The organism is Pseudomonas syringae (genome assembly GCF_021605415.1).
Lineage (GTDB): Bacteria > Pseudomonadota > Gammaproteobacteria > Pseudomonadales > Pseudomonadaceae > Aquipseudomonas > Aquipseudomonas syringae_S.
On the sequence record NZ_WKEQ01000057.1, the window covers coordinates 1 to 20914 of the forward strand.

Here is a 20914-nt window from a genome sequence, read left to right on the forward strand (position 1 = left end):
AGGTTGGGCCGTGAGGGGGGGGTATTTGGCGGGGATCTGAACGGCTGCTTTCGGCCAATAGCTGCCACTCTTGATCGGCAGCAACCCGCCAAACTGGTCTCGAAATGCCTTCGCCCATCATTTCCGCTCCTCCTGCCGGCGCGCCATGGCAGTCTCGTCAAAAGCCTCATACAACCCGTCTGCACCTTCACCGCCGGCGGCAGATCCAGCGCGACCAAGGTGTAATTCATAAGCACTCCCTGTCGTTTAGGGTGGCTGCCGTGTTTCCAGCGGCCAGGGAGATGGTAGACCAGCATCGGCGGGCGTGATTTCCGGGCGCGGATGAATGCCCCCATACTTGGCTAAGGTGTGGGGGCCGATTGAACATAAACGGCGTATAGCTATCCCTACGGAACCGAGCTAGCCTTACTTTTAAGCGCGTATCCTTCGCCGACTTGAAGTTCGATAGCAAAGACTATAGTTGAAATTTTTAATCCTTTTTTCGCTGAACGCTTTGAAGGGGTATAACGTGGCATCTAAAGTTTATCGTCACAATCATTATGTTCCAGAGTGGTATCAAAAAAGGTTTTTACCAATCGATGGGAGCGAGGCTAAATTTTATTATCTAGATTTAAAACCAGATACGGTAACTGCTGCTAATGGGACACGATATAAACGCAAAGAAATCATGCGTTGGGGAGCTGATAGCTGTTTCAACATAAAAGACCTCTACACAACAAAACTAGATGACTTTGAGTCAACGGAAATTGAAGAAAAGTTTTTTGGAAAAATTGATGCCGAAGGAAAACTAGCTGTTGAATATTTTTCCAACTTCCGCCACCCAGATGTAGATCCCAAATCATTTCACCAGCTATTGCTTTACATGAGCACTCAAAAACTTAGAACTCCAAAGGGATTGAAATATCTAGCGTACAAGACTGCATCACGTAGCAAGAATGAATTGCTACTCATGTTACAGAGACTGCAGAACGTTTATTGTGCATTATGGACAGAGTGCGTGTGGCAACTGGCCGACTGCAGGAATACGGAAACGAAACTAATCCTGTCAGACCACCCAGTTACTGTATACAACAAGGGCTGCTTTCCGCAGTCCGCAATGGCAAGGCGACTTGGTGATCCTGAGATATGGATGGATGGAACTCACACATATTTCCCGTTATCAGAAGAAAGGGTATTGATTTTAACTAATCTATCTTGGGTCAGATGCCCATACGGAAATCCGCTGAAAGTCCGGCCGAATCCCAAATTATTTCGCGGAGCTATGTTTAACTTCACAAGCATTCAAACTCATAGGGATCTGTCCGAAAGAGAAGTGCTTCAGATAAATTACATCACAAAAATTCGTGCAGAACGTTACGTAGCAGCAAGAAAAAAAGAATGGTTATATCCAGAAAAGAAAGTAACGCCATCATTATGGCCAAATTTAGGAGACAGCTATTTATTAATGCCCGACCCTCGTTCTGTAACCTATTCTACAACCACTATTGTTGGTTATGAGGACGGTCGAGCAGACGTAATGGATGAATATGGTAGACGGCCAGGACAGAAAGGTTACAGTGGTGATACCAGCAATAGAGAAGACTGGAATAGCTTTTTAGCCTTTCAAGGTGAATACGCTAGGCGATTTGGCCCGCAACGTCGTGGCCGATCGTTCGAGCATAATAGGATCTCAAACGAAGAGGATTCTGCTGACTTCCATGCCTACCACCTAGGGCTAGAGAAAACGTACAGAAAGCGTTCTCGATGAAGGAGTAATCACATTGCTCATTCGGTCTAACGTTTCGGCCATTGACCACCAGGCCCTAGAAGACAGAGGAGCTGGAAACTTCGTACTCTCCAGCAAGGATGAGCTCCCTTGCCGGCCGTGGGTCTAACACCACTTTGAATGCCAGAGCGCACCCAATGCCACTATCTGGCTGGGTCTAGTGAAGAAAAGCCAAAAAATTTCCCGCCAGTCCCACATCAGTCCCATACGTGCGCCAAAAACCACAAGCCTCAATTTTTCTTAGGAATCATGGGTTTGTGTTTTCTGGCGGTAAAGGAGAGATTCGAACTCCAACAAAATCTTGCCCTCATCAATGCTCTTCGGGATTCATCATTATTGTCCGTTTATTGGCCTAGACCCGTCCCTCACGCATGCGGGCTACCGGCTTGTAGCGGACGCTTCCAAGCGACCGCTGTCGGCCGATTCTGTTGAAAAAGTCGGCCATGGTTTCCACTGTAGAGAAGTACGCGCTCGAGATTGAAATTTTTATACTGAACTGAGGATTCCCGACCCGGATTTCGCGTAGCAACGCGCAAAACAGGCGTTTTCAGTGGTCAGTATGCGGGCAGTCCAGAAAAACAGACTTTTTCAACAGAATCGGCCAGAAGCGGTCACTCCGTCTCCCTTACGAAACCGGAGAGTTTCAGTCGCCGGTTTCGCGTACGAAGGGCGCCCCTTAACGTCCTTTTTCTTGCACCAAAGCAGGCCCGCTCTCGGTGCTACCTAGATTTACTCTTTGATCAGAGCGCCCCAGTCAATGTCATCGCGTTCTTCAACCACGATGTTGATGCCACAGTAGAGTTCTGCGCCGACGCGGGTGTAGCTAAAAAGGCGCGTCTTCACCAGACCTTTCACGCTAACGTGCCCCTCCATCGCTGGGACGTGCACCACATCCCCAACGTTGGGTATGAGAGCGAATCCCGACTCGCTTTCAAATTCGACACCGACGACATCTCCATCGTCAGAAGGTCGCAGGTTTCCCTTGTGCAGTTGCTGATAGTCGATACTGTACTTCATTTATCACTCCTAAGAACGGAGTACGCAGACTGCATACTCCTGTATAAACGCCCGCTCAGGATGCTGCGAGCAATTTTTCCTTGGCCACGGCGCTAATCGTGAGGGGGTTCAATAAATTGATATCGATACATATTTATCGTTTGGTATGTTTAGCAAAACTTTTTGGTCTTTGTCGATAGTAATCAGCCAGACCTCTGAGTCGCTCTTGTAAATCAAACACCCGACTATTGATTTTTTCTCTGTAACAATGCTTGCTCGAGTGCATGTAGTAGAAGCTGCATGTTTTTCACCGGCTTCTTTGCCCGAGGTAAAAGAGTAGCTGGTGATTATGGACATTATTACAAATAAATATGCCCAGCTAATTGTGTGAACGGATTTTCCTATGTTTGAATTTTTTATATTTGTAAATAGTTCCTCTAAAAAATCCGATCCGAATTTTCTGAGTATGGAATTTATAATGGCTAATACTAGTGTTGTGGCGATTATAATTAAAGCCGGCTTAAAAGCAATGTGTAAAAGCTGTCTCCCGCCCTCAAATAATATTCTTTCAAGTGATACGGAAAATAAATCTGGATTGCCGTTTATTTTTCGGAAAAAGGCATTATAATAAGCTATTCCGGTTGCGTAAGAAATACCGGTTACTACGAAAGTTCCGCCGGCTATGTCAACAATGTTACTGCGCATTTGAGCCAACTCTGGTTACTTTTATTCCCGCCTTGTCTTCAAGGTTCGTCGTGTCATGCTTGGGCACTGAAAGGCGAAGCTTGGCTTTGACTTTAGCCGTTTTCTGACCTGTTTTAATTTTTCCGAATGCATCAGCATTCTTTCGTGCGAGCTCTCCTAATAACCGGTCTACGTTTTCGTCTCCATCCCTCTGTAAGAGCCGTTCGTCAACCATCTCTGCAGGAGTATAAATATTGAACGAGGCGTCAGCGGGACTAAGTTGGTCAGCCGCCGCTACCGCGGTTACCTGCCCCGAGGTGAGTAGAAACGCCAGAGCAAAGGCTCGTAAAACGAACTTAGGGTTCACAGATAGGGGAAGGGGAACCTTGTTAAAAATCCCCCCAGGCGATCCAAAATATGCCTTGGCGGTTAAATCAAATTCTTCCCAAGCGATATCGTCGTTTAAAAGATTGTTGACAAACTCGTCACTAAGTTTTCTTTGTAGAAGCTCTTCAAGTATTACTTGGACGCTTGAGAGGTTGTCAAACAACTTGCTGATTATTTTTCCGTTAATGTCTGATCGTGTGCCGATTCGATTGGAGAAATAGAGCTCATTGTTATAGGTGAAGAATGGATAGATTAGTCCAAATATATCACGCCAGTGTGTGTCCAGATTGGTGACGGTATGACGCGATTGAAATGTCCCCTTAAGCAATCCTCCTACAGTGTCTCTCTTTATTATAGGCCCCCATTCAACACCTTTCCTGAGTCGGTGTTTCAATTTGACTGTCGTCATTTTCTCAGGATCGGCAGAAGAGGCAATAGCTCGACTGCTAAGTATGGCTTTTGATGATGTGCAGACACCAATCATGATATGGGTGGTGTCAAGTGAGACAACTAAATCGCCTTTCTTAATATCGTTGAGGAAGTGATCTATCTGGTGAAAGCAGTTTCTGCCGGATGCGTTAAACTTTGGAGTTTTTGAGGTTTTGTCAATGTATCTTTCGTTTTCAAGTATTAAGCGCCTGATCTGCTCGTTACTGGGGATCTTTGGACTTCCGTGGTCTAGGTGATTATAGAATCTATCCAAATGCTCAATAGAAATAATTGACCCCGTTCTGAAATGACGTAAGTACTTTCCGCCCTGAGCGCGAACCATCCAAATACGCTGTCCAGTGTAATGAGCAATTTTAATTTCGGACAAATCCATTTACTTCAATTCCCTACGGTCGAGTCAAAGTCACAGAGAGCGGCGCAGTAATGAGGTGATGAATGCTCCCTCTTTTTGTAGATGTTCTATTCTAGTCAAGTTCTTATCGAATGCCATCATTTTGATATTTGCAGCGTTGGTAGCGTAGCCGGCTGCATTTTTTTCCCGGTCGAGTTTGGCGCACGCAGCCGCCCCCCAGTTCCGTCAGCGGACTCGCGCCCACCCATACCGGCTTAGGATGAAGCCGGCGTACGCGACTGGGAAGCGAGAAAAAGTTACAAAAGCCTGTTCAGTGGTCTAAAGCAACGTCGATTTGACGAGTTGTAAAAGGCAGCTAATGGCCGATAGCAGCCATTCGATCCGCATTACTCCGCAGCGAGATATTCCGCCTGCGTGTTGATCCCCGTGGCGACGCCCCTCGCCACGGGGCTAATCCCTTACTCCCTCAACTCAACATGATCCAACGCCTGATTCACTGCCAATTCCCCCAGCATCACCACCTGCGCAATCCCAAGCAACGTCTTGCGATGCGGGACATCGAGCGTCGCCGCGAAATCGTTGAGCATTGTGGTGGCGGAGCCAAGTGTTTCGCTGGCGTTGGCCAGCAGGGATTCGGTGTTGTATTTGGGATTGGCGAAGTACATCGGTTCAGGCTTGTTGGTACTCGCCATGATTTGTGCTGCCGGACTGAGGTAATGGTCGAGCGCACGCTCAGCCGCGTCATTGAGTTTTCGTGAATCGAGTGATTCGTAAGGAGACGCCGGATCAGTGTCCAGCGGTGGATTGGGTGTGACTTTGAACATAGTGAACCCCTAACACATTGATGGAGGCTTCACCCATTCGCTACCAAACGTAGGGTGGTGGCCATGTGCAGGTTGGTAGACCGGGTGTTAGGAACCGGCGCGCCCGGGGACGCCCTGCACATGCCCACCATAATCCGAGTCGAAACGAACGCTCGGAAATGGTGACGCTGTACATCTAACACGCGGGCTACCAAACCCGATCACTGTTTCTCAGTGACCAGCAAACGATAAAACCCATGCCCCAGACGCACAAGCCGGCGGATTCTGTCTTACCCGTAGCCGATGGCGCAAGCCGTTGTAGGCCTTACCCCGTAACAGCAAGCGTCATTTAAACGTGCCTGGCGTTTGTTGTTTAAAACCCAATCACCTCCGCCCAGTCCGCGTACTCACATCCACCCAAACCGCCAGTACCAAAATGCTGCCCTTAACAATCATCTGCCAGTAGCTATCGACATCCAGCATCGACATCCCGTTATCCAGGCTGGTAATCACCAAAGCCCCGAGCAGGGCGCCATACACCGTCCCCGATCCGCCGCGCATGGACGTGCCGCCAATGAAGCACGCCGCGATGGCGTCGAGTTCGCCCATGCTCCCGGCGGAAGGCGAGCCGGCGGCGAGGCGGGCGGTGTTGACGACGCCGGCGAGGGCGCACATGACGCCCATGATGCCGAAGATCCACAGTTTGACGGCCTGGACGTTGATGCCGGACAGGCGCGTGGCTTCCATGTTGCTGCCCACGGAGTAGACGCGGCGGCCGAAGACGGTTTGGCTGGTGACGTAGCTGAAGACGCCGAGCAGCGCCAATAGCAGCAGCACGGGAACGGGGATGCCGTCGTAGCTGTTGAGGGTCTGGACGAAGCCGGCGAGGACGGCGCCAATGACGACGACGCGCAGGATGTCGCGCACCAGCGAGTGGGCGGCGAGGCTGTGGAGGGCGCGGTTGCGGCGTTGTTTCCAGGTGAGGAAAAGCGTCAGGGCGAACAGCAGAATGCCCAGGCCGGTGCCGACGGCGTGGGGCAGGTAGCCTTGGCCGATGTAGACGAGTTCTGGCGAAACCGGGGCGATGGTGGTGCCGCCGGTGATGCCGAGCAGGATGCCGCGAAACGCGAGCATGCCGCCCAGGCCGACGATAAATGACGGGATGCGCAGGTACGCGGTCATGTAGCCGTTGGCGATGCCGATCATCAGGCCGCAGAGGGCGACGAGGCTGAGGTTGGCCAGCAGCGGAATGTGGTAGACGACGTCGAGGATGGCCGCGAGTCCGCCGAGCAAACCGAGCAGTGAGCCGACCGACAAGTCGATCTCGCCGCTGATGATCACCAGCACCATGCCGCAGGCCAGAATGCCGGTGATGGACATTTGCCGCAGCAGGTTGGAGAGGTTGCGCGGGGTGAGAAATCCGCCCTCGGTCTGCCAGCTGAAGAACAGCCAGATCATCGCGACGGCGATCACCAGTGCGAGCATTTTGTAGCGGGTAAAAACCTGTTTGACCTGATTCATCTACGCGGACTTCCGATCTTTATTGTTATGGCTGGCGGGTTGGCTGAGCGCGGCGGCGAGAACCTGTTCCTGGGTCAGGTCGCGGTTGACGAAGTTGCCGCGTAACTGGCCATCGCCGATCACCAGCACGCGGTCGGACACGCCCAGCACTTCGGCCAGTTCCGACGACACCATGATGATCGACACACCTTCGGCGGCGAGGGCGCCCATGAGTTTGTAGATCTCATATTTGGCGCCGACGTCGACGCCTCGGGTGGGTTCGTCGAGGATCAGCACGCGGGGTTTGGCGAGGAGCATTTTGGCGAGCACGGCTTTTTGCTGGTTGCCGCCGGAGAGGCTGGTGATGGGCAAAAACGGGCTCGCGGTTTTCAGGTGCATGCGCGCGATTTCCTTGTCGATGCAGCCCAGCTCCGCTTCGGCGTCGATGCGCGTGTGTCTGGCGTAGTTGTCGAGCACGGCGAGGGTGATGTTCTGGCCGACGCCGAGGTCGGGAATGATGCCCTGGCGCTTGCGGTCTTCGGGCACCATGCACAGGCCGGCGCGGATCGATTTGAGCGGCGTGCGGGTGTCGATCGGTTCGCCGTCGAGCCAGACTTCGCCCTCGCTGCGCCCGGCGTAGGCGCCGTACAGCGCCGAGACCAGTTCGGTACGTCCGGCGCCGACCAGCCCGGCGATGCCGAGGATTTCGCCGCGTTTGAGCACGAAGGAAATGTCGTCGACGCGTTTGCGCTTTGGCGTGTCGACGTCATAGCAGGTGACGTGGCGTGCTTCGAAGATCACCTCGCCGACGTCGTGAGGTTCGGTGGGGTAGAGGTTGCTCATTTCCCGGCCGACCATTTGCGTGATGATTTTCGGGATGTCCATGTCGGCCATGGCGGTCGTGGCGATGTGTTTGCCGTCGCGGATCACCGAAATGGTGTCGCACACGGCGGCGACTTCATCGAGTTTGTGTGAGATGTAGACGCAAGCGACGCCTTTGGCCTTGAGGTCGCGGATGATGTCGAGCAGCACCTCGATTTCCGAGCGGGTGAGGGCGGAGGACGGCTCGTCGAGGATCAGCAGGCGCGCCTGTTTGTTCAGGGCCTTGGCGATTTCCACCAGTTGCTGGTAGCCGCCGCCGTACTGCGAAACCGGCAGCGAGACGTTCATGTCCGGCACTTTCAATTCACGCATCAGGGCTTCGGCGCGGTGGATCATCGCCGGGTAGTTCATGCGCCCGCCGGGCAGGGTCAGCTCGTGGCCCATGAAGATGTTTTCAGCGACCGAAAGATCCGGCACCAGGGTCAGTTCCTGATGAATGATGACGATGCCGGCGGCTTCGGTTTCGCTGATCGATTGCGCCTTGAGCGGTTGGCCGTCCCAGAGGATTTCACCGTCCCAGGTACCGTGGGGATAGACCGCCGAAAGGACTTTCATCAGGGTCGATTTGCCGGCGCCGTTCTCGCCGCACAAGCCGACGCATTCTCCCGGTTTGACCTTAATGTCGATGCCGTTGAGGGCTTTGACACCGCCAAAGGTTTTGACGATGCCGTTCATTTGCAGCAGGTAATCGGACATGGCAAAGGCTCACACAAACGCAGCAGACGGGAGGCCAACGCCGCGCGACCGGATGGGGACGGTCACGCGGCGGGGCACTCGGGAATCCAGTCAAACGAGCTGATGGATCACTTTCCGGCGAGCTGCGCCTGGGTGTAGAAGCCGTCCTTTTCCAGCAGGTCGATGTTGTCCTTGGTCAGTTCGGTCGGGGTGAGCAGGATGGTGTCGACCTTTTTGCTGCCATTGTCGGACTGTGAACTGAACGCGGGTTTTTCGTTGCGCGCCAGCTGCACCGAGAGTTTGGCGGCTTCCGAGGCGATCAGTTTCAGCGGCTTGTAGACGGTCATGGTCTGGGTGCCGTCGATCACGCGTTTGACGGCGGCGAGGTCGGCGTCCTGGCCGGAGATCGGCACTTTGCCGGCCAACTGTTGCGCGGCAAGTGCCTGGATGGCGCCGCCGGCGGTGGCGTCGTTGGAGGCGACGATGCCATCGATTTTGTTGTCGTTCCGGGTCAGGGCGTTTTCAACGATGCTCAAGGCTTCGGTCGGGTTCCATTCCTTGACCCACTGCTGGCCGACAATTTTGATGTCGCCCTTGTCGATGGCCGGTTGCAGCACTTTCATCTGGCCTTCGCGCAGGACTTTGGCGTTGTTGTCGGTGGGTGCGCCGCCGAGCAGGAAGTAATTGCCTTTTGGTGCCGCTTTCAGCACGCCGCCAGCCTGAAGTTCACCGACCTTTTCGTTATCGAAGGAAATGTAGGCGTCGATATCAGCGTTGAGGATCAACCGGTCGTAGGACACGACTTTGATACCGGCCTTCTTCGCTTCGGCGACGGCGTTGGTCAGTACGGTGGCGTTGAACGGCACGATCACGATCACGTCGACGCCGCGTGAGATGAGGTTTTCGATCTGCGAGATTTGCTTCTGCTCGTTGGCATCGGCGGACTGGACGAAGACCTTGGCGTCCATTTTTTCCGCCGCCGCGACGAAGTAATCACGGTCGCGCGACCAGCGCTCCAGGCGCAGGTCATCGATGGAAAAACCGATTTTCGGGTGGGCAGAATCGGCCATGACCGGGAGCGAGAACAGGGCCAGTGCGGCGGCGAGCAGGGTGAGTCTGGTTTTGTTCATGGTGGTGCGTCCTTTTATTGTTGTTTGAAGACACTGCCTGACGATGGATATCGTGCCGTAGAACTGTAGAGAGCTGCGAGGCGCCGCGCGCACAGATTTGTCGCGCGAATGTAACAAGGTCGCGGCGCCTTCGGCCGGCGGCGGTCGTCAGGAATAAATGAACCGGTTGACCACGTTTTCGAGCATTTCCTGACGGCCGCTGACGGCTTGCGGGTCGAGTTCGTTGGCGAAGGCATGCTCGGCCAGTGACTCAAGGCTGAACTCACCGGCCAACACGGCTTGGCCCATCGGCTGCTGCCAACCGGCGTAGCGCTTGTCCTTGAAGTGCTGGAGACGGTCGTTCTGGATCATGGCGGCGGCGCGTTCCAGAGACAGGGCGAGCACGTCCATCGCGCCGACGTGGCCGTGAAACAGGTCGACCTCGTCGAGGCTCTGCCGACGCACCTTGGAGTCGAAGTTGAAACCGCCGTTGGTGAAGCCGCCAGCCTTGAGGATTTCGTAGGTGGCGAGGGTCATTTCCTCGACGCTGTTGGGGAACTGGTCGGTGTCCCAGCCGTTCTGCGGATCGCCACGGTTGGCGTCGATGCTGCCGAAGATGCCCAGCGACGCGGCGGTGGCGATTTCATGGTGAAAACTGTGGCCGGCGAGGGTCGCGTGGTTGGCTTCGATGTTGACCTTGATCTCGTTCTCCAGCCCGTACTGCTGCAAGAAACCGAACACCGTGGCGCTGTCGTAATCGTATTGATGCTTGGTCGGCTCCTGGGGTTTCGGCTCGATCAGCAGGTCGCCTTTGAAGCCGATTTTGTGCTTGTGCTCGACGACCATGCGCATGAAGCGGCCGAGCTGTTCGCGCTCGCGTTTGAGGTCGGTATTGAGCAGGGTTTCGTAGCCTTCGCGACCGCCCCACAGCACGTAGTTCGAGCCTTTCAGGCGTTGGGTGGCGTTCATTGCGCTGAACACCTGAGCGGCGGCGCAGGCGAACACTTCCGGGTCGGGATTGCTTGCGGCGCCGGCGGCGAAACGCGGGTTGCTAAAGCAGTTCGCGGTGCCCCACAGCAGCTTGATGCCGCTTTGTTCCTGATGGCGCTCAAGGTGGTCGACCATCTGCGCGAAGTTATTGCGGTATTCCTTCAGCGAACTGCCTTCAGGCGCCACGTCGGTGTCGTGGAAGCAGTAGTAATCGATGCCGAGTTTGCTGAAGAACTCGAACGCCGCTTCAGCCTTGCCGATGGCCAGCTCCATCGGATCGCCGCTGCGCTGCCACGGCCGCTTGAAGGTGCCGGCCCCGAACACATCGGAACCCGGCCAGACGAAGGTGTGCCAATAGCACGCCGCCATGCGCAGGTGTTCACGCATGGGTTTGCCGAGCACCAGTTTGTCAGCGTCGTAGTGGCGGAAGGCGAGGGGCGAGTCACTGGCAGGGCCCTCGTAGCGAATCTTGTCGACAGCGGGAAAGTACGGCATTGGGGCGATGTCCTTTTTTTGTTCTTGGCGGTGGCTCGATACTAGCAACGGCCCTGTGCCTGCTGATTATGAAAGTCACCAACGCACGGTTCGATTTTGCGTATTGAGATTCGCTCCCTACGGGCCTAGTCTGTGCCGGTCACCTGTGACGACGGCCCAGGACAACAACAATGAAAACCGTACCGCCCGTTCACCGCATTGCGCTGCTGTTCAACGGCAGCAAGATCTACGACCGCGGCATCATCAGCGGCATCGGCAACTACTTGAGCAGCACGCGCGCCTCTTGGGATCTGTTTCTGGAAGAGGATTTTCTCTGCCGCTTGAGGGGCATCGAGCGCTGGCAGGGCGACGGAATCATTGCCGACTTCGACGACCCGCTGATCGGCGAGGCGCTGGCCGGTATCAAGCTGCCGGTGGTGGCGGTGGGCGGTTCCTACGAGGATTCAGGCGCGTATCCGAAGGGCATTCCGTATGTCGCCACGGATAACTTCGCGATGATGAAGCTCGCTTACGAGCATTTGATCGAGGCCGGGCTGACGCGGTTTGCCTGCTTCAGCCTGCCCGAAGCGCAAGCCAATCGTTGGGCCCAGGAGCGGGAAAAAGCTTTCCTGCGCTTGATGAAACGCGACGGCTTGCACGGCGAGGTCTATCGCGGCATGGGCACCAGCGCGCCACTCTGGGACAGCGCCGTTGAACAGCAGATCGCCTGGCTGCAAAGCCTGCCCAAACCCATCGGCATCATCGCCGTCAGCGACGCCCGCGCTCGACAGCTGCTGCAAGCCTGCCTGACCGCCGGCATCGCCGTGCCCGAGCAAGTGGCGTTGATCGGCATCGACAACGATCCGCTGACCCGCAGCCTCACGCGGGTGCCGTTGAGTTCAGTGATTCAGGGCACGGAAACCATGGGCCGCACCGCCGCGCAATTGCTCCATCAGATGCTCCACGGCATGCCGTCCGCCGGGACGCAGGTTTTGATACCACCGGAAGCGATCAATGTGCAGGTGTCGAGCCTGCATCAGCCGTTGGGTAATCCTTATGTGATGCAGGCGCTGCTGTTCATCCGCCAATACGCTTGTCAGGGCATCAAGACCGCGCAAGTGGCGGCGTATGTCGGGATTTCGCGCTCGTCCCTGGAATCGCATTTTCGCCAGGTACGCGGCTGCACGGTGCATGACGAAATCCTGCGGTTCAAACTGGCGGCGGCGGCCAGTGGACTGGACAACACCGACGCCGCCATCGCCGACATCGCACGCAATTGCGGCTTCAAATCAGCGCAGTATTTGCACACGGTTTTTCGCCGCGAGTTTGGCTGTACGCCGCGAGAGTATCAGGGCACGGATCAGCGCAGGCTCCACGACACCCCGACATACGCCGCCAACCCTTCACCCGGCGTTGAACGTGCGGCGTCCAGCCCTTTGTCGTCGTAACCGGGCGTGACCGTGGCGGCGTAGTGCTGGTTGGTCAGGTTGCGGATGTCGAGCCAGGTTTGCCAGTCGTCTTTTGGCGCGTTGTAGCCAACGGTGGCGCCGAACAGTGCGTAAGGATCGGCGTAGTAGCTGTTGGCGTAATCGACCGCTGTTTTGGAGACCAGTTGTGTGTTGAGCGCGGCGAAGAAACCTTGTAGCCAGTCGTAGCGCAATTCGCCCTGGTAATAATGCATCGGCAGGCCGGGCAGGCGGTTGTCGCCGAAACGGTCGTCGTCGCGGTAGTGGAAATCGCTGAAGGTGTAGCTTTGGCGCAGGCTCAGTTTGCCGCCGTCGTTCCGCGACCAGAGGTTGCTTTGCAGGCTGGCTTCGACGCCTTGGTGCACGGTCGGGCTGGCGTTGAGTTCGTAAGGTGTGGTGGCGTTGGCGTCCGGCAGCACCGAAAGTAATTCGTGGCGCACTTGCGCGTAGTACCAGGCCAGACTCCATTGGCCGAGCGCGCTGTCGCCGCGACCGCCGAGTTCGAGGGTGGTCGCGGTCTGGTTCTGTAGTTTGACCGGGTCGCGCTGGGTGCCGGTTGCGGCGCCGCTGCCGGCCGGGAAGCGCTGGTCAGCGCTGTAGATCAGCGACCACGGGTGCGGGCCTTCGACCGAGCGGCTGAGGTTGCCGAACACTTGCACGTCCGGCGTGATCTGGTAGCGCAGGCCCAGGCGCGGGGCGTAATCCCAGTCGCCCATGCTGGTTTTGCCGCCGCCGTCGGGGTAGGTCACGGCGCTTTCGCGGCGGGTGTAGATCGCGGCGAGACCGGTGGTCAGCCACAGGTCGTCGGCGATTTCCAGGTCGTTGCCGACATGCAAAACGGTGTCCGAACCCTGATAGGTGAAGTTGCGCATGTGCGTGCCCGGTGCGTAACCGGCGGTGTTGCCGGTGGGCACGCGCACAAGTTCGCTGGCGCCGTTATTCGGCAGGTGTTTGGTGACGCGCAGGCCCACGGTGCTGCGGCTTTCCATGCCCCATAAAGTGTCGCGGCGCTTGTAGTCGAACGTGCCGCTGACGTCGGTGTAGGCGACTTTCAGGCGGTTCGGGCCTTCGCGCAGATCCATCGGATAGTCGTGGTAGACGAGGCCGGTCTGGATGCTTGAATCGTCATCGATGTAGTACGTGGTCTTGTTGCCGATGAAGGTGCTGCCGGGTTGCTTGCGGCTGTCATCGCGCGACACGTAAGCCGGATTGGCGGCGCGTGGGTCGTGTTCGATGGAGTGCTTGGTCACGCGGCCGGCGAGGTCGTTGTCGGTTTCGCGGTAACGGAAGTAGAAGCGTGTTTCCAGGTTGGGATTGAAGCGGTAGCCGAAGTTGGCGATCAGGCCTTGGCTCTCGCTTTTAGTGTGATCCTGATAGCCGTCGGAGCGGGCGTCGGTGGCCGCCAGGTAGTAATCGAAATTGCCCAGTACTTGTCCGGAGCTTATTTGGCGTTGCTGGTAACCGTGGCTGCCGGTGGCGTATCGCACCTGCAATTTTGGCGCGTCGTATCCGGTGTGGCTGACGTAATCGATGGCGCCGCCCAAGGCGAGGGCGCCACGATCGAAACCGTTGGCGCCGCGCAGCACTTCCACATGATCGAGCCACAGCGGTTCGAGCAATTCATAAGGCGTGCCGCCGGGGCCGGTCAACGGCAGACCGTCGAGCATGGTGTACAACCCCGACGCGTGAGCGCCCGGCGCACGGTTGATGCCTGAGCCTCGCACCGAAATCTTCACGCCTTCGTTGCCGGACGACTGGGCGTAGACGCCGGGCTGATAGGCCAACACATCCTGATTGCTCGACACCCGCCCCTGCAACGGGCGGCGCATGTCGACCACGTTGGTGGCGCCGGGCACCTCGGCCAGCCGGACCTCGGCGTCCTCGATCGACTCATCTTCACCGCTGCGGTCTTCGGCCCCGATCAACACCCGTCCCAATTCCAGGCTCTGCGCCTCGGCCAGCGCCGGACAAACAAGGGCCAGGCCCAGCAGGGCAGTGGGCAAGGATTTGGACGACGGCATCGAAAAACTCCGGACGGGTAAGCGGACAATGAACAGTGCGACGCAGCCCAGCGCGAAGGAAACACATGGCCACCCGGTTTTTTCCGCAGCCTCGCGCCTACAGGGGATGGCGCGTTGGCCAGGGATCGTCCATCCACCGCTGGACATTGTGGGAGTCTGGCTTTCCAGCGATGGAGCCATCGGCCTTGCATCAGGCTTGACAGGAATGACGCTGTTCGCGAGCAAGCCCGGCGCCTGCGAGCCGTGGCGGGAACCGGTCGGCGGTCATTGGCAAAAGCACAAGACTTCCCGCTGTAAAACCGGATAATGGCCGCCACGTTCAGCTCGCAATTCTGGTAATCCCGCATGGAAATCAAGGTCAACTTTCTCGACAACCTTCGACTTGAGGCCAAGTTCGACGACTTCACGGTGGTGGCCGATCAACCGATCCGCTACAAGGGCGATGGCTCGGCACCCGGTCCCTTCGACTATTTCCTGGCTTCGTCGGCGTTGTGCGCGGCGTACTTTGTGAAGCTGTACTGCGAAACCCGCAACATCCCCACCGATAACATTCGCCTGTCGCAGAACAACATCGTTGACCCGGAAAACCGCTACAACCAGATCTTCAAGATTCAGGTCGAGTTGCCGGCAGACATCTCTGCGAAAGATCGCCAGGGCATCTTGCGTTCCATCGACCGCTGCACGGTGAAGAAGGTCGTGCAGACCGGCCCTGAGTTCGTCATTGAAGAAGTGGAGAACCTCGACGCCGACGCCCAGGCATTGCTGATGCCCAGTTCGCTGTCGGACGAAGGCACCTACATCGCCGGCAAGGATCTGCCGCTGGAGCAGACGATCGCCAACATGTCGGCAATTCTGGCTGGCCTGGGCATGAAAATCGAGATCGCGTCGTGGCGCAACATCGTACCCAACGTCTGGTCGTTGCACATCCGCGATGCGCACTCGCCGATATGTTTCACCAATGGCAAAGGCGCGACCAAGGAAGGCGCCCTGGCGTCGGCACTGGGCGAGTTCATCGAGCGGCTGAACTGCAACTTCTTCTATAACGACCAGTTCTGGGGCGAAGACATCGCCACCGCCGAGTTTGTCCATTACCCGGATGAGCAATGGTTCAAACCGGGCGCCAAAGACGCGCTGCCGGAAGAAATCCTCGACGAATACTGCCTCGATATTTACAACCCGGACGGCGAGCTGCGTGGTTCGCACCTGTACGACACCAACTCGGGCAACACCCAGCGCGGCATCTGCTCGCTACCGTTCGTACGTCAGTCGGACAACGAAGTGGTGTACTTCCCGTCGAATCTGATCGAAAACCTGTTCCTCAGCAACGGCATGAGCGCCGGCAACACGCTCGCGGAAGCGCAGGTGCAATGCTTGTCGGAAATCTTCGAGCGCGCGGTCAAGCGCGAAATCCTCGAAGGTGAAATCGCATTGCCGGACGTGCCGCAAGAAGTGTTGGCGAAATACCCAAGCATCATGGCCGGCATTCAAGGCCTGGAAGAGCAGGGCTTCCCGGTGCTGGTGAAAGACGCGTCGCTGGGCGGTGAGTTTCCGGTGATGTGCGTCACGCTGATGAACCCGCGCACCGGCGGTGTGTTCGCCTCGTTCGGCGCGCACCCAAGCTTTGAAATTGCAGTGGAGCGCAGCCTGACCGAACTGCTCCAGGGCCGCAGTTTCGAAGGGTTGAACGACTTGCCGCAGCCGACCTTTGAAAGCCAGGCAGTGACCGAGCCGAACAACTTTGTCGAACACTTCATCGACTCCAGCGGTGTGGTGTCGTGGCGCTTCTTCAGTGCCAAATCCGATTACGAATTTGTCGAGTGGGACTTCTCCGGCCAAGGCGAGAACTCCAACGCCGAAGAAGCCGCGACCCTGTTCGGCATCCTCGAAGCGATGGGCAAAGAAGTGTACATGGCGGTCTACGAGCACATTGGTGCCAAGGCCTGCCGCATCCTGGTGCCGGATTACTCGGAGATCTATCCGGTCGACGATCTGATCTGGGACAACACCAACAAGGCGCTGCTGTTCCGCGCCGACATCCTCAACCTGCACAGCCTGAGCAAGGTCGGTCTGCGCACGCTGGTCAAGCGTCTTGAAGACAGCGAACTGGATGACTACACCGACATCACCACACTCATCGGCATCGAATTCGACGACAACACGGCCTGGGGCCAGTTGACGATTCTGGAGTTGAAGCTGCTGATTTACGTCGCCATGAAGAAGTTCGACCACGCGAAAGAACTGGTTGAAGCCTTCCTGCAATACAACGACAACACCGCTGAGCGCGGCCTGTTTTATCAGGCGCTGAACGTGGTGCTGGAAGTGCAACTGGACGACGATCTGGAACTGGCCGATTACGAGGTCAACTTCCGCCGCATGTTCGGCAACGAGCGGATGGACGCGGTGATCGGCTCGGTCGAAGGCACCGTGCGCTTCTATGGTTTGACCCCGACCAGCATGAAGCTGGAAGGCCTCGACCGCCACCTGCGCCTGATCGACAGCTACAAAAAACTGCACGCCGCGCGGGCCAACATGACCGCAGCCTCACGCTAACCCCCAACGGAGCTGTCGCAGGCTGCGATCTGTTTTAACAAAACAACATCAAATGATCGCAGCCGGCGGCAGCTCTTACACGACGCGTTCTCGGGTCAGGAGCAGGCTCAACAACACCGAGCCGAAAATCACTCCGCCCACCACCGCCAGCGACCATTCCACCGGCAGATGAAACCACGGCATGGCCACCATTTTTCCGCCGATAAAGACCAGCACAATCGCCAGCCCGTACTTGAGCAGATGGAAGCGCTCGGCCATGTCGGCCAACAGGAAATACAGGGCACGCAGGCCCATGATCGCGAATATGTTGGAGGTGAACACAATGAACGGGTCGGTGGTGACCGCCAGAATGGCCGGGATGCTGTCGACTGCGAAAATCAAGTCACTGGCCTCGATCAGCACCAGCACCAGAAACATTGGCGTCGCCCAGCGTTTGCCTTCGCGCAATACGAAAAAACGTTCGCCATGAAAGCGTTCGGTGATACGTAGATGTCCCCGCATCCAGCGCAGCAACGGGTTGTTGTCCAGATCCGGTTGCTTATCGGCGAAGATCAGCATTTTCACGCCAGTGATAATCAAGAACGCCCCAAAAACATACAACAGCCAGGCGAACTGCGAGACCAGCCAAACCCCGGCAAAAATCATCCCCGCACGCATGACGATGGCGCCCAACACGCCGTACAGCAGCACGCGGCGCTGCAATTCGGGCGGCACGGCGAAATACCCAAAAATCATCACGAAGACGAACATGTTGTCGACCGACAGTGACTGCTCGATCAGATAACCGGTAAGGAATTCCAGAGTCTTGCGCTGGGCGACTTCCGCGCCGAACTCGCCGTTCAGATACCACCAGAGCAACCCCGCGAACGCGAAGGCCAGCACACACCAGGCGATGACCCAAGAGGCGGCTTCGCGCACCGACACCCGATGAGCCTTGCGCCCGCCGAACACAAACAGATCCACCGCCAGCATGACGATGACGAAAACGATAAACGCGGCCCACATCCAGGGCTCGCCGATATTCATGGGCGGCATGGCACTCTCCGTGTCGCTGTTTAAGGAGTCGGACGAGGCCATGCTAACGGCGGATTTGTGATGAAGAAAAATCGCTTATTCCGTGCTGACAGTTCGTAAAAAACGAAGTGTCAGCGGAAAAACTCTCCAGGCGTTTCGCCGAATTGCTGCCGAAACGCCGCGATGAATGCCGAGGTCGAGTCATAACCGCAGGCGAGTGCAACGTCGGTGACGCGCTCACCCTGTTCCAGCGGTGTGAGTGCGCCGAGCAGGCGCAAGCGCTGGCGCCAGGCGCGGAAGGTCAGGCCGGTGTCGCGCAGGAACAGGCGGCTGAGGGTTTTTTCGGTGACGCCAAATCGTTCGCTCCAGTGGCTGAGCGTGGTTTGTTGCTCCGGATGCTGTTCGAGGCTCTGATAGATCTGTCGCAAACGAATGTCTTGGGGCAGGGGAAGCATCAGGTCGATCTGCGGCGCGTCGGCCAGTTGATCAAGAATCACCTGAGCCAACCGCCCATGAGCACCGTCCTCGTCGTACTCCACCGGCACCTGACTGAATGCGCGGATCAGCTCGCGCAGCAAGCCGCTGACGCCCAGCACATGACATCGCGGTTGCGCCCATTCGGCCACGCTGCAATCGATGTAGAGGCTGCGCATTTCCGTTAGCGGCGAGCTGAACACCCGATGCGGCACGCCCGCCGGAATCCACACGGCCCGTTCCGGTGGCGCAACGAAACGTCCGGCGCTGGTCTGCACCTCAAGCACGCCCTGAATCGCATACGACAATTGCACCCACGGGTGGCTATGACGCCGGGTCAAGGCGCGATTGGGCAGGGATTCGGTGCGCCCATACAGGGGGCGCGGCAGGCTGGGAAGCCCGGGAATGCTGCGCCGAATACTGTTGGCATGTCCTTTAGGCGGCATCTATTGGCTCTTCGGCGTTAGTCGGTAATCCGCAAGCACGTTAGAGTCGTGCCACGTTCTTGGCAACCCCGGAAGATCAAACCGATGACGCGCCCCCGTTTTTTGCCCGACAACTTCACCCTGACCCTGATTGGCGTTGTGCTGCTGGCCAGTCTGTTGCCGGCCAGCGGCCAGGTCGCCGTAGGCTTCAGCTGGCTCACCAATGGCGCCATCGCGCTGCTGTTTTTCCTGCATGGCGCCAAGCTTTCCCGCGAATCGATCATTGCCGGCGCCGGGCATTGGCGTCTGCATTTGCTGGTGTTCGGCCTGACATTCGTGATCTTCCCGCTGTTCGGCCTGGCGCTGAAACCGCTGCTGGCGCCGATGATCGGCGACGCTCTGTACATGGGCATGCTCTACCTCTGCGCACTGCCTGCCACGGTGCAATCGGCGATCGCCTTCACGTCGCTGGCTCGGGGCAATATTCCGGCGGCGATTTGCAGCGCGGCGGCGTCGAGCCTGTTCGGGATTTTCCTGACGCCGTTGCTGGTGACCTTGCTGATGAATGTCCATGGCGACGCGGGCAATACGATTGATGCGATCGTGAAAATCAGCGTGCAGTTGCTCTTGCCGTTTATCGCCGGTCAGGTCGCTAGACGCTGGATCGGTGCCTGGGTGGCGCGCAACAAAAACTGGCTGAAGTTCGTCGATCAGGGCTCGATTCTGCTGGTGGTTTACAGCGCCTTCAGCGAAGCGGTCAACGAGGGCATCTGGCATCAGATTCCGCTGTGGGAACTGGCCGGTCTGGTACTCGCCTGCTGCATTCTGTTGGCGCTGGTGCTGGTGGCATCGACGGTGTTGGGCAAGGCGTTTGGCTTCAATCAGGAAGACCGCATCACCATCCTGTTCTGCGGTTCGAAAAAGAGTCTGGCCACGGGTGTGCCGATGGCCCAGGTGTTGTTCGCCGGCAGCACGATTGGTGTGTTGATTTTGCCGCTGATGCTGTTCCATCAGATCCAGTTGATGGTCTGCGCGGTGCTGGCGCAGCGGTATGCGAAACGGCCGGAGTCGGTGCCGGACTTGATGGGGCAGGTCGATCCCTGACCGCCCACGGCCGCCGTGCTATTCGTTGAGATACGCGGCGCCGGCCACCGCTGTTGAGGCATGACGGCGGGTCAAGACAATGCCGATCAGCGAAATTGCCAGCGCCAGGCCAACGGTGGTGGTGACCTCGGTACGGTGCTCCGGCGTGACCAGCATCACCCCCAGCGCCGCCACGATAAACCCGATGACCGCATAGGTGAGCCACGGAAACAGGCACATGCGAAAGGCCAGGGTGACGCCTTGGGCCAGCAGCAGCCGACGCATGCGCAATTGAGAAATGGCGATCACCCTGTACACCAGCAGCACAGTGGAACGACCCGCTGCTGGAAAGCGTCGGTTCCTATCAACGGGCGCTGGAGCTGATGAACATTCCCCATGCCGCATTCGTGTTTACGACATGTAGGAGCTGTCGAAGGCTGCGATCTTTTGATCTTCAAAAAGCAGAATCAAAAGATCGCAGCCTGCGGCAGCTCTTACAGTGGGGGGGACGTTCCTGCTTTTGCAGAGCCCGTCATGTCATCGTGTGGTTATTGAGGACTGTTGAACTGGTCGGAATAACTGCCGGTCATGAGCGATGACGCAACACGATCGGAGCCGACGCCGACCCGAGAGTAGGCCAGGCGATTGGCGTTGATTCGATCGGATCCGTCGGCTGCGAGCGTGCTCGCGCCGACGCGGTCTGAACCGTCAGCGGCCACGGCCCCAGCGCCGACGCGGTCTGAACCGTCAGCGGCCACGGCCCCAGCGCCGACGCGGTCTGAACCGTCAGCGGCCACGGCCCCAGCGCCGACGC

The 20914-nt window shown here is 57.3% G+C and carries 15 protein-coding genes and 3 pseudogenes; 5 read left to right on the top strand and 13 right to left on the bottom strand.

Annotation, left to right across the window (positions count from 1 at the left end; genetic code table 11):
- Nucleotides 1-508 precede the first annotated feature (508 nt).
- Nucleotides 509-1747, top strand: coding sequence for a DUF4238 domain-containing protein (locus GIW69_RS25090; protein ID WP_236485466.1), 1239 nt, complete (start codon nucleotides 509-511; stop codon nucleotides 1745-1747).
- 747 nt (nucleotides 1748-2494) lie between these two features.
- Here GIW69_RS25090 and GIW69_RS25095 read toward each other — a convergent pair.
- From GIW69_RS25095 to xylA, 8 genes are all read right to left on the bottom strand, one after another.
- A complete protein-coding gene (locus GIW69_RS25095; RefSeq protein ID WP_236485467.1) occupies nucleotides 2495-2782 on the bottom strand; it encodes a hypothetical protein in 288 nt (95 codons plus the stop codon).
- Nucleotides 2783-2890: 108 nt separating this feature from the next.
- Nucleotides 2891-3466 carry a hypothetical protein gene (locus GIW69_RS25100; RefSeq protein ID WP_236485468.1) on the bottom strand — a complete coding sequence of 192 codons (576 nt, stop codon included), beginning with the start codon at nucleotides 3464-3466 and terminating at the stop codon, nucleotides 2891-2893.
- A complete protein-coding gene (locus GIW69_RS25105; RefSeq protein WP_236485469.1) occupies nucleotides 3456-4655 on the bottom strand; it encodes a hypothetical protein in 1200 nt (399 codons plus the stop codon). Before GIW69_RS25105 ends, GIW69_RS25100 begins: the two co-directional genes overlap by 11 nt.
- A 437-nt stretch (nucleotides 4656-5092) precedes the next feature.
- A complete protein-coding gene (locus tag GIW69_RS25110) occupies nucleotides 5093-5458 on the bottom strand; it encodes a DUF6124 family protein (protein ID WP_236485470.1) in 366 nt (121 codons plus the stop codon).
- A gap of 363 nt (nucleotides 5459-5821) precedes the next feature.
- On the bottom strand, nucleotides 5822-6958 hold the full coding sequence (locus GIW69_RS25115) for a sugar ABC transporter permease (protein WP_236485471.1): 1137 nt from the start codon (nucleotides 6956-6958) through the stop codon (nucleotides 5822-5824).
- Nucleotides 6959-8515 (bottom strand): D-xylose ABC transporter ATP-binding protein, encoded by a 1557-nt coding sequence (xylG, locus tag GIW69_RS25120; RefSeq protein WP_236485472.1) that lies wholly within the window; start codon nucleotides 8513-8515, stop codon nucleotides 6959-6961.
- Nucleotides 8516-8622: 107 nt separating this feature from the next.
- Complete coding sequence (gene xylF / locus GIW69_RS25125) at nucleotides 8623-9624, bottom strand: D-xylose ABC transporter substrate-binding protein (RefSeq protein ID WP_236485473.1); 1002 nt, start codon at nucleotides 9622-9624, stop codon at nucleotides 8623-8625.
- A 147-nt stretch (nucleotides 9625-9771) separates the two neighbouring features.
- Nucleotides 9772-11088 (bottom strand): xylose isomerase, encoded by a 1317-nt coding sequence (xylA, locus tag GIW69_RS25130; protein ID WP_236485474.1) that lies wholly within the window; start codon nucleotides 11086-11088, stop codon nucleotides 9772-9774.
- 170 nt (nucleotides 11089-11258) lie between these two features.
- On the opposite strand from xylA, the gene GIW69_RS25135 reads away from it, so the two are divergent.
- The gene (locus GIW69_RS25135; protein ID WP_236485475.1) at nucleotides 11259-12515 is read left to right on the top strand and encodes a XylR family transcriptional regulator; all 1257 of its coding nucleotides are present in this window, start codon (nucleotides 11259-11261) and stop codon (nucleotides 12513-12515) included.
- On the opposite strand, the gene GIW69_RS25140 is transcribed toward GIW69_RS25135, so the two are convergent.
- A complete protein-coding gene (locus GIW69_RS25140; RefSeq protein ID WP_236485476.1) occupies nucleotides 12428-14554 on the bottom strand; it encodes a TonB-dependent receptor domain-containing protein in 2127 nt (708 codons plus the stop codon). The genes GIW69_RS25135 and GIW69_RS25140 overlap by 88 nt on opposite strands.
- 345 nt (nucleotides 14555-14899) lie before the next feature.
- Between GIW69_RS25140 and GIW69_RS25145 the strand changes: the two genes are divergently transcribed.
- Nucleotides 14900-17104: an OsmC domain/YcaO domain-containing protein gene (locus tag GIW69_RS25145; protein ID WP_236485477.1), complete on the top strand. Its 2205-nt coding sequence runs from the start codon at nucleotides 14900-14902 to the stop codon at nucleotides 17102-17104.
- Nucleotides 17105-17179: 75 nt separating this feature from the next.
- Here GIW69_RS25145 and GIW69_RS25150 read toward each other — a convergent pair whose 3' ends face one another.
- Nucleotides 17180-18139: a TerC family protein gene (locus tag GIW69_RS25150; RefSeq protein WP_496570961.1), complete on the bottom strand. Its 960-nt coding sequence runs from the start codon at nucleotides 18137-18139 to the stop codon at nucleotides 17180-17182.
- 110 nt (nucleotides 18140-18249) lie between these two features.
- Nucleotides 18250-19038 (bottom strand): AraC family transcriptional regulator, encoded by a 789-nt coding sequence (locus GIW69_RS25155; RefSeq protein WP_236485478.1) that lies wholly within the window; start codon nucleotides 19036-19038, stop codon nucleotides 18250-18252.
- An 84-nt stretch (nucleotides 19039-19122) separates the two neighbouring features.
- Between GIW69_RS25155 and GIW69_RS25160 the strand changes: the two genes are divergently transcribed.
- A complete protein-coding gene (locus GIW69_RS25160) occupies nucleotides 19123-20121 on the top strand; it encodes a bile acid:sodium symporter family protein (protein WP_236485479.1) in 999 nt (332 codons plus the stop codon).
- Between the two features lie 18 nt (nucleotides 20122-20139).
- Here GIW69_RS25160 and GIW69_RS25165 read toward each other — a convergent pair.
- A pseudogene (locus GIW69_RS25165) lies at nucleotides 20140-20427 on the bottom strand (GABA permease); the annotation flags it as partial.
- Nucleotides 20428-20429: 2 nt separating this feature from the next.
- Here GIW69_RS25165 and GIW69_RS26515 point away from each other — a divergent pair.
- A pseudogene (locus GIW69_RS26515) lies at nucleotides 20430-20510 on the top strand (hypothetical protein); the annotation flags it as partial.
- Between the two features lie 138 nt (nucleotides 20511-20648).
- Here the strand turns inward: GIW69_RS26515 and GIW69_RS25170 are convergent.
- Nucleotides 20649-20914, bottom strand: a pseudogene (locus tag GIW69_RS25170) (phage infection protein); the annotation flags it as partial.